Origin of the sequence: Propionicimonas sp., assembly GCF_047606205.1 — a bacterium.
Taxonomy (GTDB): Bacteria; Actinomycetota; Actinomycetes; order Propionibacteriales; family Propionibacteriaceae; genus Propionicimonas.
Map to the genome: position 1 here is coordinate 1 of NZ_JASGES010000022.1, position 12274 is coordinate 12274.

The 12274-nt window shown below is 72.2% G+C and carries 11 protein-coding genes; 7 read left to right on the top strand and 4 right to left on the bottom strand.

Annotated elements, in window-relative coordinates:
* Positions 1-215 precede the first annotated feature (215 nt).
* Positions 216-2249, bottom strand: a complete 2034-nt coding sequence (locus tag QM633_RS01315) for a YhgE/Pip domain-containing protein (protein ID WP_415151913.1) — start codon at positions 2247-2249, stop codon at positions 216-218.
* On the bottom strand, positions 2246-5032 hold the full coding sequence (locus QM633_RS01320; protein WP_415151914.1) for an MMPL family transporter: 2787 nt from the start codon (positions 5030-5032) through the stop codon (positions 2246-2248). Before QM633_RS01320 ends, QM633_RS01315 begins: the two co-directional genes overlap by 4 nt.
* 122 nt (positions 5033-5154) lie before the next feature.
* Between QM633_RS01320 and QM633_RS01325 the strand changes: the two genes are divergently transcribed.
* The 5 genes from QM633_RS01325 (at position 5155) to QM633_RS01345 (ending at position 9519) form a co-directional block, all read left to right on the top strand.
* Positions 5155-5802: a TetR/AcrR family transcriptional regulator gene (locus QM633_RS01325; RefSeq protein ID WP_415151915.1), complete on the top strand. Its 648-nt coding sequence runs from the start codon at positions 5155-5157 to the stop codon at positions 5800-5802.
* A 17-nt stretch (positions 5803-5819) separates the two neighbouring features.
* Positions 5820-6797, top strand: a complete 978-nt coding sequence (locus QM633_RS01330; RefSeq protein ID WP_415151916.1) for an L-lactate dehydrogenase — start codon at positions 5820-5822, stop codon at positions 6795-6797.
* 85 nt (positions 6798-6882) lie between these two features.
* The gene (locus tag QM633_RS01335) at positions 6883-8130 is read left to right on the top strand and encodes an aminotransferase class I/II-fold pyridoxal phosphate-dependent enzyme (protein WP_415151917.1); all 1248 of its coding nucleotides are present in this window, start codon (positions 6883-6885) and stop codon (positions 8128-8130) included.
* Between the two features lie 34 nt (positions 8131-8164).
* Positions 8165-8902 carry a phosphotransferase gene (locus QM633_RS01340; RefSeq protein ID WP_415151918.1) on the top strand — a complete coding sequence of 246 codons (738 nt, stop codon included), beginning with the start codon at positions 8165-8167 and terminating at the stop codon, positions 8900-8902.
* Positions 8903-8985: 83 nt separating this feature from the next.
* The gene (locus QM633_RS01345; protein ID WP_415151919.1) at positions 8986-9519 is read left to right on the top strand and encodes a bifunctional adenosylcobinamide kinase/adenosylcobinamide-phosphate guanylyltransferase; all 534 of its coding nucleotides are present in this window, start codon (positions 8986-8988) and stop codon (positions 9517-9519) included.
* Positions 9520-9607: 88 nt separating this feature from the next.
* Here the strand turns inward: QM633_RS01345 and QM633_RS01350 are convergent, their stop codons facing one another.
* Positions 9608-10555, bottom strand: a complete 948-nt coding sequence (locus QM633_RS01350; protein ID WP_415151920.1) for a zinc-binding dehydrogenase — start codon at positions 10553-10555, stop codon at positions 9608-9610.
* A 63-nt stretch (positions 10556-10618) separates the two neighbouring features.
* On the opposite strand from QM633_RS01350, the gene QM633_RS01355 reads away from it, so the two are divergent.
* Together QM633_RS01355 and QM633_RS01360 are read left to right on the top strand one after the other, a co-directional pair.
* On the top strand, positions 10619-11257 hold the full coding sequence (locus QM633_RS01355) for a TetR/AcrR family transcriptional regulator C-terminal domain-containing protein (protein ID WP_415151921.1): 639 nt from the start codon (positions 10619-10621) through the stop codon (positions 11255-11257).
* The gene (locus QM633_RS01360; protein ID WP_415151922.1) at positions 11254-12039 is read left to right on the top strand and encodes a class I SAM-dependent methyltransferase; all 786 of its coding nucleotides are present in this window, start codon (positions 11254-11256) and stop codon (positions 12037-12039) included. The genes QM633_RS01355 and QM633_RS01360 overlap by 4 nt, the downstream gene beginning before the upstream one ends.
* Positions 12040-12067: 28 nt before the next feature.
* On the opposite strand, the gene QM633_RS01365 is transcribed toward QM633_RS01360, so the two are convergent.
* Positions 12068-12274: adenosylcobinamide-GDP ribazoletransferase (locus QM633_RS01365; protein ID WP_415151923.1), on the bottom strand; the 207-nt coding region annotated here is incomplete at its 5' end.

Here is a 12274-nt window from a genome sequence, read left to right on the forward strand (position 1 = left end):
CGCGTCCCGTCAGGCCGAGGTCGGAACCGGGGTCACGGCCCTCCCGCCGCCCGAGCCCGTCGAGGCCCCCGGCCAAGCCCTCGACGCCCCCGGCCAGCCGCCGTCGGTGAACTCCCGCCCGCAGCAGTAGCCGCTCACCCGGTCGCCCCACGCCGTCCGGGTCTCCGGGTCCGCGTCGCCGTCCGTGGCCGACCCACCGAGCAGGCAACCAGTGGTCAGCCCGCGGCGAGGACGGCGGCCAGGGTGGTCGTGCGACGGCGGGCGACGGCGACGGCGCTGGCGGTGAACCCGAGCAGCAGCCAGCCGACCAGGACGAACGCAGAGGTGGTGGCTCCGCTGGACTCGGTGACGATCGCGCGGATCGAGTCCAAGGCCGGCGACAGCGGTGAGAAGCCCCGCAGGACGGCGAACGCCTCCGGCGCGGCCCCGATCAACGCCGATGCGGACGTCAGGACGGCGAACAGGATCGAGATCAGTCGCCCGACCCCGTTCAGCCACGCGACCAGGGCGTGGTTCACCACGACGAACGTCGCCCCCGCCAGCAGCAGCACGCCGGTCACGGCCAGCCATTTCTGCGGCGAGAGGTCCAGCCCGAACTGGGCCAGGGCGGCGACCACGACCGCCTGCACGCCCACGATGACCAGACCCGGCACCAGGGCGCGGGCGATCAGGACGGCGGTCGACTCCGCCGAGTTCAGCAGACCGGTACCGACCGCCTTCACCACCGAGTAGGTGGCCAGCGCACCGAGCCACAGCGCGAGCACCAGCAGCAGGCTGACCCAGCCGACATTGGCGTTCGCGAGCCCGCTCAGCGCGGAGGTGTCGATCGGCGAGGCGACCACGGTCGAGAGGCTCTCCCGGTCGGACTTGCTGTAGCTCGGCAGCTGGTCCTTGCCGTCGGCGATGCCGTCGGCCATCTCCCGCATGCCGTCGGCCAGCTTCTGGCCGCCGTCGGACGCGCTGATCAGCCCCGCACCGAGGGAGTCGATGCCGTCGGCGAGCTGGGACGCCCCGTCCGCGCTCTGGGAGATGCCCTTCACCAGGGCCGGCATCTGGTCGGCCAGTTCGTCGGTCCCGGAGACGAGCTTCCTGCCCCCGGCCTTCAACTGGGCCAGTTGGGCGGCGGTGTCCTTGTCGTTCGCCGCGGACTCGAGTCCCTCGCGGAACTGGGTGAGCCCCGCCCCGAACTGCTCGACGCCCTGCTGCGCGGCCTGGCCGGCCGCCGCCACGCCGACGTTCGCACCGACGTCCGCGCCGGCGGTGAGACCCGCCTTGAAGCCCTGGCAGATCGCGGTCTGGGTGGCTTCGTCGTCGCTGAACGTCGGGCAGGACACCTGGCCGGCCGCCTGTTCGGCGGCCTGGGTGGCGCCCTGGACGAGCTGCGTGTTCGAGCCGAAATCACCGAACGCGGTCGCGAGCTGGCCGGCCCCGGCCTCGAACTGCTTGACCGTCGAGATCATCGTCTGCTGGCCCGCCGTCGAGGAGTCGACGAGGGTGTTCACGCCGTCCACGTAGTCGCTCACCCCGTTCGCGAGCTTGCGGATGTCCTTCGGCATCGACGCCGTCCGCCCGGCCATCTCGCCCAGCCCGTCGGCGAGCGCACGCTGGCCGGTGTACAGCTTCCGGGTTCCGTCGGACGCCGCACTGATCCCGTCGGCCAGCTTCCGGGCCCCGTCGGCCAACTGGTCGGACCCGTCGGCGAGGGTGACGAACTGCTTGCCGGTCTCGTTGAAGCCGAGGTAGATCTGCGTGAGGTAGGCCTCGGTGAGCGTGGAGTTCAGCGTGGACGCCGCCTCGCTCGCCACCAGCCGGCCCAGCGTCGCGTCCGCCACGCCCGCCACCGGGGAGGTGTACACCTGGATCGTCGCCTGCTCCGCGGTGTCCCCGTCGTTGTCGGAGAACGAGGTCGCCGCGGCGGAGAAGTTCTTCGGGATGACCACCATCGCCGCGTACTCGCCGGTGGCCAGCCCGGCGCGGGCGTTCGTCTCGTTCTGGAGCACCCAGGTGAGGTTCTCGGTCCGGTCGGAGTCCACCAGGTTCGCCGTGAGCTGGCGGCCCAACGGCGTGTACTGCCCGTCGATCGTCACCGCCTCGTCGAGGTTCACGACCGCGGCCTGCACGGTGTGCAGGCGGCTGTCCGCGTTCACCCCGGCGAGCAGGAACCCGCCGGCGACCAGCAACGGCACCAGCACCAGCCCCAGCAGCGTGTACCAGCGCACGGGACCGGCGTCCAGGCGTTCGACGTTCATCGGTTCGTTCCTTCCAGAGCGAGGTGCGACGCCAGCTTCAGCACCTGGTACGGCACCGGGAGCTGGGCCTCGAGATCAGAGCCGGGCAGGACGCCGAGGACCCAGGTGACCGGCTCCCCCTCCCCCGTTGCTCCTGCCGACGCGGCCAGCGCGCGGCGCAGCGACCGGTCCTGGGTGTCGGAGAGCTCGTCCGCCCCGTCCACCACGACGATGCCGCCGGCCTGCCGCTTCAGGACGCGGCCGAAGTGCGGAACCGACGCCCCGAGCACCGGGATGTGGTTGCGCACCACGGGCGCCTCCTCCGGCAGGACCCGACCGAGCACCTTCAGGTTGCCCCCGCTGAGCCGGACGCGGCCGGCCAGCGCGAGCAGGAGCGCGCGGCGGGGCGCGTGCTCGCCCTCGACGACCAGGACCTGACCGGGTTCGACCCGCACCGCGAGATCGGCGAACAGCGTCCGCTCGCCCACCTCCGCGCTGAGCCCCTCGCCCACGATCGCCGCCGTGTCCCCTGCCGCGGGCCAGTCGGCCAGGTGCACCTGCCGGGTGAGCGCCTCGCCCTCGATGTCGAGCGCCGGCAGCCGGGCGTCCAGCCAGGCCGGCAGCCACCAGGCGTGGCGTCCGAGCAGCTTCATCACCGCCGGCACCAGGGTCATCCGGACGACGAACGCGTCCAACGCCACCCCGACGGCGAGCGCGAAGGCGATCGGCTTGATCGCGCCCTCGCCGGCGGGAACGAAGAACGCGAACACGCTGAACATGATCAGCGCCGCGGCGACGACGACCTTCGAGGAGTGGACGAACCCGTCCTCGACCGAGCGGGTGGTGTTGCCGTGCACGAACTCCTCCCGCATCCGGGAGACCAGGAACACCTCGTAGTCCATCGCGAGGCCGAACAGCAGGCCCATCAGGATAATGGGCAGGAAGCTGATCACCGGACCCGCCTCGGGCAGGTTGATCACCTCCTTGAACCAGCCCTCGTTGAACACCAGCGTGGTCGCGCCGAACGCGCCGCCGACGCTGAGCAGGTAGCCGGCGGCCGCCTTGATCGGTACCCAGATCGAGCGGAACACCATGGTGAGCAGCACCAGCGAGAGGCCGACGACGAAGACGCCGAACGGGAGCAGCGCCCCCCACAGTTGGTTGGTCACGTCGATCTGGACGGCGGTGAAGCCGGTGATGGAGGTGTCGATGCCGCAGGTCTGCTGCCAGTGGTCGTGACGACTGCGCAGCTCCTGCACGAGGTCGGCGGTCGCCGGATCGTCCGGGCCGGTGGTCGGGATGATCTGCACCATGCCCGTGTCGGCGTTCTCGTTGGGCGTGGCGGAGGCGACCATCCGCACCCCCGGGATCGCGGTGATGTCGTCGCGCAGGCAGTCCATGATGTCGAGCGGCTCGTCGGACTCGACGATCGAGCCGGTGACGATCAGCGGGCCGTTGAAGCCGACGCCGAAGATGCGCGAGATCTCGTCGAAGGTCTCCCGGTCCTGGGTTCCCGGCAGTGAGCGCCCGGACGTGGGCAGCGCCAGGTAGAGGTCCTTCGTCGGCAGCGCCAGCGCCCCCAGCCCGACCAGAACCAGCACGATCGTGATCACCGGCCATTTCGTGACCACGCCCACCCACCACGCGGACGCGCTGAACCGCCGTGCCCCCTCCCTGGCCCCCGCCTTGGCCGAGGTGTCAGCAGCCGAGCCGGTCGTGGGCGGCAGAGACTCCGAGGAGTCGGCGGCGGGCGGGGCGGACGCGACGGCCCGGGAGCGCTTGGGCCTGGGCCGCAGCCGCTCGCCGGCGAAGCCGAGCAACGCCGGCAACAGGGTGAGCGCGAGGAGCACCTCGAAGGCGACCGTGACGGCAGCGAAGATGCCCATCACGGCGAGGAAGGGGACGCGGGAGATGCTCAGCCCGATCAGGGCGATGATCACGGTCAGGCCGGCGAAGACCACGGCCGAGCCGGCCGTGCCGATCGCCCGGGCCGCGGACTCCTCCGGGTCCATACCGCCGGCGAGCTGGTCGCGGTGCCGGGAGAGGATGAACAGGGCGTAGTCGATGCCGACGGCCAGGCCGAGCATGATCGCCAGCATCAGGGTGGTCGAGCTGATCGTGATCACTCCCGCGGCGACCTGGACGACCAGCACGCCGATGCCGACGCCTGCGATCGCCGTCCCGATCGGCATCATCGACGCGACCACCGAACCGAGGGTGATCAGCAGCACGACCAGCGCCACGACGAGGCCGAGCGCCTCGACCACCGTGATGTGGGGCACGTGGATGGAGAAGACCTCCCCGCCGATGAGCACGCGGGAACCGGGCAGGGTCTGCTCGAGCGTCTCGACGGCGGTGGTGAGCTCCTCGCGCTGGGCGTCGGTGAAGGTGGACGAGGTGCCCTGGACGCGGACCATCACCCGTCCGCTGGTGTCGTCGGCACTGATCAGGCCGTCCACGTAGTCGCTGTAGGGGCCGATCACCCCGTTCACCCAGGGGATGTCCTCCAGGGAGTCCGACCATGCCTCGACGGCCTTCTTCACGTCCTTGTCGGTGAGGAGCTTGCCCTCCGGGGTCGTGATCAGGACGGTGGCGGTCGCGTCCGCCGCCTCGGGGAAGGTCACCTTGAGCTCGGCCAGTGCGGTCGTCGACTCGGCACCGGGGATCTCGAAGGTGTCGTTGAACGAGCCGCCGAGCGTGGCGGCCAGCGTGCCGAGGACAGCCAGCACCAGCAGCCAGCCGGCGAGGACCCGCCCGCGACGCCGATAGCTCGCCCGACCGATCCGATACAGGAACGACGACACCTGATCCCCTTTCGCGACCCACGCGATACAGAACTGTATCCGATACACTGACGCATCCGATACACTGGTGTATCGACGCCGACGGCGAGGCGACGAGGAGGTGTGCCATCACCACGGGAACAGTGAGCAGCCGCCGCCAGCACACCCGCGACCTGCTCATCGACGCGGCCACGGCGCTGTTCGCGGAGAAGAGCATCGAGGGTGCGAGCGTGGAGGAGATCTGCGAGCGCGCCGGTTTCACCCGGGGAGCCTTCTACTCGAATTTCGAGAGCAAGGAGGACCTCTGCCTCGAGATCGTGCGGCAGCGCGGCGAGCAGCTCCTGGAGACGACGCGACGCGCGCTCGGGATGATCCCGGACGCGCCGGTGAGCGCCGCGCTGCTGGAGGAGATCATCGCGAGGGTGGTGGCCGTGCTCGACATCGGCATCACCCTCGACGACAACTGGGTGCTGGTGCGGGCCGAGTTGCGGCTGTACGCCTTCCGCCACCCGAGCTTCCGTCCCGCCCTGGTGCAGATCGAGGGCAACGCCATCCAGCTCTCGATCGCCGATCTCGCCCAGGCGCTGGAACGGCACGGGGCCCGGCTGCTGATCCCGATCGACCAGTTGCTGTTCACTCTCGACGCCTACTGCGAGCGCACCCGGCTGGACGCGATCCTGACCGGTCAACCCGACAGCGACCACGCCTGGCGGGCCGGCATGGAGCGCCTCGTCCGTGCGGTCGTCGTGCTCCCCGACGACTCCGCGCCGGCCCTCGCGGGAGCCGGCTGAGCACTAGGCTGGCGGCCATGACCGCAGAGTCCGTCGCCAGCCTGAACCTCGCCAACTCCAAGCTCACGGTGGTGGGAGCCGGCTCGGTCGGCACCTCGATCGCCTACGCCGCGCTGATCCGCGGCTCCGCCCGCCAGATCGCGCTGTACGACATCGACGCCAAGAAGGTCGACGCCGAGGTCCACGACCTCGCCCACGGCACCCAGTTCACGCCCACCTCGATCGTCAGCGGCGGCGCCGACATCGAGGTCGTCAAGGACTCCTCGGTGATCATCATCACCGCCGGAGCGCGGCAGAAGCCCGGCCAGACCCGGCTCGACCTCGCCGGTGTCAACGCCGGGATCATGACCAAGCTGGTCCCGCAGCTCCTCGAGCAGGCACCGAACGCGGTGCTGGTGCTGGTGACCAATCCCTGCGACGTGCTCACCGTGGTGGCCCAGAAGGTGAGCGGGCTGCCCGTGCACCGGGTCCTGTCGACCGGGACGCTGCTGGACACCTCCCGGCTGCGCTGGGCGATCGCCAAGCGGGCGGGCGTGTCCCTGTCCAACGTCCACGCGGCCATGTTCGGCGAGCACGGCGACACCGAGTTCCCGATCTGGTCATCGGCGTCGATCGCGCAGATCCCGATCCGCGACTGGACCGACGACGCCGGCCAGAAGCTGTTCAGCGAGGAGGAGCTCGCGATGATCGCCTACGACACCGTCCACGCCGCGTACTCGATCATCGAGGGCAAGGGCGCCACCAACTACGCGATCGGCCTCGCCGGTGCCCGGCTGGTCGAGGCGATCATCGGCGACCAGCACAAGATCTGGCCCCTCTCCAGCGTCCTCACCGACTACCGCGGCATCTCCGGCATCGCGCTCTCCGTGCCGAGCCTGGTCGGGCCGACCGGCATCGAGCGGGTCTACGAGTTCCCGATGGACGCCCACGAGATCGCTCTGCTGAACAAGTCGGCCGCGGCCATCAGGGCGACCCTGAAGGCCGTCGGCTACTGATCGGCATCCGGGGACGGTTCCTCTTTCGGTCCACCGGAGCCTGGACCGAAAGAGGAACCGTCCCCGGTCGTTCGGAGGAGAGCTCATGACCACGCCGTTCGCCGATGCCCAGGCCCGCTATGACGAGCTCGCGGCACTCGGGCTGACCCTGAATCTTCAGCGCGGGCAGCCCTCGGACGCCGACTTCGCGCTCTCCGACGGGCTGTTGTCGGCCGTCACGCCGGGCACGACCACCCAGGACGGGCTCGACCTGCGCAACTACCCGGGCGGGGTGGCGGGGCTGCCCGCCGCGCGGGCGCTGTTCGGCCGCTACCTCGGGCTGGACGCGGCCAACACGGTGGTCTGGAACAACTCCTCGCTGGAACTGCAGGGTCTGGTGCTCGGCTTCGCGCTGCTCCACGGCGTCCGGTCCTCGCGGGGTGGCTGGGTCCACGAGCGGCCGCGCATGGTCGTCACCACGCCCGGCTACGACCGGCACTTCGACCTGCTCAGCACCCTTGGCTTCGAGCTGGTGGCCGTCGCGATGCAGCCCGACGGCCCGGACGTGGCCGCGATCGCGGCCGCGGCGTCCGACCCGCGGGTCAAGGGTGTGCTGTTCGTGCCCACCTACGCCAACCCCGGCGGCGAGACGATCAGCCCGGAGCAGGCCGCGCGGCTGGCGTCCATCGAGGCCGCCGCACCCGACTTCACGATCTTCGCCGACGACGCCTACCGCGCCCACCATCTCGGCGAACCGGTCGAGACCGTCGATCTGGTCGGCCTGTGCGCCGCGGCGGGGCGACCCGATCGGGCCTTCGTGTTCGGCAGCACGAGCAAGATCACCTACGCCGGCGCAGGGCTCGGCTTCGTCGGGAGCTCGGTCGACAACATCGCCTGGCTGACCCGCTACCTGGCCGCCCAGAGCATCGGCCCGAACAAGGTGGAGCAGGCGCGCCACGTCCGCTTCCTCGAGGACTGTCCCGGCGGGCTGGAGGGGCTGATGCGCGCGCACGCCGCGCTGATCGCGCCGAAGTTCGCCGTCGTGGACGAGGTGCTCGGGGCCGAACTCGGTCTGGACGGGAGCTACGCCACCTGGACGACGCCCCGCGGCGGCTACTTCAGCTCGCTGTTCACCACGGCTCCGGTCGCGTCCCGCGTGGTCGAGCTGGCGAAGGCCGCGGGCGTCTCGCTGACGCCGGCCGGCGCGACCTACCCCGGCGGGCACGACCCGGAGAACCGCAACATCCGGATCGCGCCGACCCGTCCGCCGCTCGACGAGGTGCGAACGGCGATGCGGGTGGCTGCCGCGTGCGTCCGGCTGGCGACCGAGGAGCACCGTGCGGGCCCGGCCTGAACGCGCCCGGGCGGTGGCGTCGTAGCATCCGGGAATGGACATCGAACAGCCGCTCGCCGGGGGCAACATGGGACCGGTCACGCGGCTGGGCGACGAGGTGCGCCGGGTCGCGGGCCCCTGGACGCCGAATGTGCACCGGCTGCTGGCGCTGTACGCGTCTTCCGGGATCGAGGGGACGCCGCGTCCGCGGGGACGCACCGCCGACGGTCGCGAGCGGCTCAGCTTCGTCCCCGGCGTGGTGCCGGGCTACCCGATGCCGGCCTGGCTGTGGTCGGACGGGGTGATCCGCGACGCGGCCGTCCTCCTGCGCCGGCTGCACGACGCGTCCGTCCCCCTGGCCGGGGTTCGCCACGGCTGGCGCTCCCCCGTCCGCGAGCCCGCCGAGGTGGTCTGCCACAACGACTTCGCCCCCTACAACCTGGTCTTCGCCGGCGGCCGGCTGGCCGGTGTGATCGACTTCGACTACGCCGCGCCCGGGCCGAGGGAGTGGGACCTCGCCCACCTCGCCTATCGCCTGGTGCCGCTGACCGGTTGGTCGGAGCCGGACGAGCCCGCCGGCGACGAGGTTCGTCGGGCGCGGTTGGAGCGCCTGCTGGCGGCCTACGGATCGGTGCTCGCACCGGACGACCTGCTGCCCGTGGTGGTCGAGCGGCTGCTCGCGCTGGCCGACTTCAGCGACGCCGCGTCCGTGCGACTCGCGAACCCCGACCTCGCCGGGCATGCCCGTGGCTACCGGGCCGATGCGGACCGGCTCCGGGCCGGCCAGCTCTGAGGCTGCCCGCGCGGGTCGGCACGCGGATCCCCTGCACACCGCGGACCAGCCACGCACGCCCCGGGGTCAGTAGGGTTCGACGCATGGCTCACGTCCTGGTCACCGGCGGCGTCCGGAGCGGCAAGTCGCGGTACGCCGAATCCCTGATGGACGCGCAGGCGCCGGTCAGCTACCTCACCCCCGGCTACCCCGCGGACCCGGCTCGGGACGCCGAATGGGCGGCGAGGGTGGCCGCTCACCGGCTGCGGCGTCCCGGCGCGTGGCGGACCGTGGAGACACTCGCTCTCGCCTCCGAACTGGCCGCGGCGGGCGGTCCGGTGCTGATCGACTGCCTCGGCACCTGGCTGACCCGCCTGCTGGACAGCTGGCAGGCCTGGGACGCCGACGAGGCCGACTGGCTGCCGAAGCTCTCCGCCCAGACCGGTGCGCTCGCCGAGGCGGTGCGTGCCCACCCGCACGACGTGGTCGTGGTCACCAACGAGGTGGGCTGGGGCCTGGTCTCGGAGTACCGCGCCGGACGCGTGTTCGCCGACAATCTCGGCCGGATCAACCAGGCGATCGGCGCGGCCTGCGACCAGGTGGTCCTGCTCGTGGCCGGCCGCCCGCTGACCCTGTGACCCGGCTGCGACCGGCTCGGTCGCCCTCGGTGACAGCCCGCCCTCCGTGCCCCGGCCGCGGGCCGGGCCGGACGCCGGCGTGCGGCGGTCAGGGAACGATGACGGCGCGATCGCCGGTGTGCGCCCAGGCCGCCGCCGCGTCCTCGATCGGGAACGGCGTGTAGGGGACGGCGAGGGTGCCGTCGGCGATCAGCCCGATCACGCCGGGCAGGCCGGCGAGGAGCTTCTCGTTCGACACGGAGCCGAGCCCGCTGCCGAGGATCCGGATCGGCCGGCTGCGCAGGAGGTCCGCGGGCACGGCGGCCGTGCGTCCGGCCAGTCCACCGATCTGGGTGTACACGGTGTCCACACCGCCGTCCTCGTCGAAGCCGGACCGGTTCAGGGCCTCGAAGGCCGTCTCCGCAGCGGGTCCCCACACATAGTCCAGGACGATGGACGGGCGTTCGCCGGCCAGCGCGTCGGCCAGGGCGGACGCCGCGTCCGGCCCGGTGAGCGACACCGGGGTGGCACCGAGGGCGGCGACCTCCTCGAGCCGGCCGGCGTCGCGTCCAGCCGCGACGACCCGATCGGCGCCGAGCGCGAACGCCGACTGCACGGCCAGGCGTCCCGACATGCCGGTGGCGCCGACGATGAGCACCGTCCCGAGGGAGCCGTTCTCCTCGCGCCGCCCTGCCAGCGGGAACCAGCCCGACATCGCGGGGTTGACCCCCGCCGCCACAGCGAGCGGGTCCGCCCGCGGGGGCAGCTCGATCCCGGCCGGCGCCGCCATTCGCTCGGCCATGGTGCCCCAGGGCGGACGGATCCAGCCCGTGTAGACCACGCGCCCGTCAGAGGTGCGCGCGACGGCGTCCACACCGGGGACGTTCGGGAACATGCCCGCGCTGCTGTAGTGCGCTCCGGAGGCTCTCGACCGGACCACCTGGTGCAGACCGGCGCCGATCAGCTCGACGACGTCCTCGCCGGGCCGCGGTTCCGGTTCGCCGAAGGTGCCGCCGGTCGGGCTCGTCTCCGGCGCGGTCATCACGACTGCTTTCATGACAACTCCTTAACTAAGTTCAGTTGCGCTTCCAGCGTGCCTTAACACTGTTAAACTGTCAACGTGGCCAAGGGCATCAGCCGCGAGCTCATCGTGCAGACGGCACTCGACCTCCTCGACGAGCAGGGCATCGACGGGGTGACCGCCCGGGCCCTCGCGCACCGCCTCGGGGTGAAGGCCCCCGCCCTGTACTGGCACATGGCCAGCAAGCAGGAGATCCTCGACGAGATGGGCACCGAGATCAGCCGCCGCGTGGCCGCCGCGCTCAGCGACGAGCCGCAGGGCGAGACCTGGTCGGACGGTCTCGCCGCCTACGCGCGAGTGCTGCGCAGGGAGTACCTCGCCCACCGCGACGGCGCCCGCACGTTCAGCGGCACCAAGCTCACCGACCCCGGCGTCCTGCGCGCGCAGGAGCCGTGGCTCGAGCGCCTCGTCGCCTCCGGGATCAGCCTCGAACACGGCGTCGCGGCCGCCCAGCTGGTGACGGCCTTCGTGGTCGGCTTCGTGATCGAGGAACAGGAGCGCTCGGGCGACCGCTACCCCCTGGCCGAACGGGACGCGGCCCTGGGCGACGACGCCCCGCTGGTGCGCGCCTCGGGTCGCTACCTCTTCGAGGACCCCGCCGAGCGGTTCGAGGCGTACCTCGACGTGGTGCTCGCCGGTGTGGCCGCGCGCTACCCGACGAAGGAGCAGGCCGGATGAGCCAACCGCACGACGCCCGGGCGATGGCCGAGTCCTTCGGGGTGGACGCGGGCCTCTACGACGGCACCCGGCCGGAGTACCCGGCCGATCTCCTGGCCCGGGTCATCGCCGCGCTGCCCGGCACCGAGGTGCTCGACGTCGGCTGCGGCACCGGCATCCTCGCCCGGCAGCTCGCGGCCGCGGGATGTCTCGTCCGGGGTGTCGAGCCGGACGCGAGGATGGCCGGCTTCGCCCGCGCGGGCGGGCTGGACGTCGACGTGGCGCGCTTCGAGGACTGGAACGACGCCGGTCGGAGCTTCGACGGGGTCCTCGCCGGTACGGCATGGCACTGGATCGATCCCCGCGCCGGAGCGGCGCGGGCGGCGGAGGTGCTGCGTCCCGACGGGCTGCTGGTGCCGTTGTGGAACGTGTCCACGCCGGACCCGGCGGTCGCGGTCGCGTTCGCCGAGGCGTTCGCCGCGGCGGTCCCGGACGCGCCGTTCGACCTTCGCGGCCGGCCGGGCGGTGCGGCGTCCTACCAGCCGGTGCTCGACCGCGCCGCCGACGCGATCCGTGTGGACGGCCGCTTCGCCGATCCCGAGCAGTGGAGCGCGGACTGGCGGGCGGAGTACCGCAGCGAGGAGTGGCTCGACCAGCTCCGCACGAGCGGCGCGATGACCCGGCTGGACGCGGCGCGGCAGTCGGCCGTGCTCACCCGGGTCGCGGCCGCGATCGACGCCCGCGGCGGGACCGTCCCGGTCGCCTGGACGTGCCTCGCCCTGGTCGCGACGCGCCGGGGTTGAGCTCCAGGCCGCCTGCCCCTGTCCCCGCTCAGGCGTGGACGGGGCTGGCCGCCAGGACGACCAGCAGGACGCTCGCCGCCACCTCGACGAGTGCGCCGAGCACGTCGCCGGTGATGCCGCCGAAGCGGCGGACGCAGCGGGCGAGCAGCCACAGGCAGGCCAGCACGGCCAGCCCGACGGCGACCAGCGGCAGCCACCAGGCCAGGCCGGCCGCCGACCCGGCGACCACCAGGGC

Bases quoted from the DNA above. Each gene is read 5' to 3' on its own strand.
- QM633_RS01315 (WP_415151913.1), bottom strand. From the start codon at position 2,249: ATGAACGTCGAACGCCTGGACGCCGGTCCCGTGCGCTGGTACACGCTG.
- QM633_RS01330 (WP_415151916.1), top strand. From the start codon at position 5,820: ATGACCGCAGAGTCCGTCGCCAGCCTGAACCTCGCCAACTCCAAGCTC.
- QM633_RS01335 (WP_415151917.1), top strand. From the start codon at position 6,883: ATGACCACGCCGTTCGCCGATGCCCAGGCCCGCTATGACGAGCTCGCG.
- QM633_RS01340 (WP_415151918.1), top strand. From the start codon at position 8,165: ATGGACATCGAACAGCCGCTCGCCGGGGGCAACATGGGACCGGTCACG.
- QM633_RS01345 (WP_415151919.1), top strand. From the start codon at position 8,986: ATGGCTCACGTCCTGGTCACCGGCGGCGTCCGGAGCGGCAAGTCGCGG.
- QM633_RS01350 (WP_415151920.1), bottom strand. From the start codon at position 10,555: ATGAAAGCAGTCGTGATGACCGCGCCGGAGACGAGCCCGACCGGCGGC.
- QM633_RS01360 (WP_415151922.1), top strand. From the start codon at position 11,254: ATGAGCCAACCGCACGACGCCCGGGCGATGGCCGAGTCCTTCGGGGTG.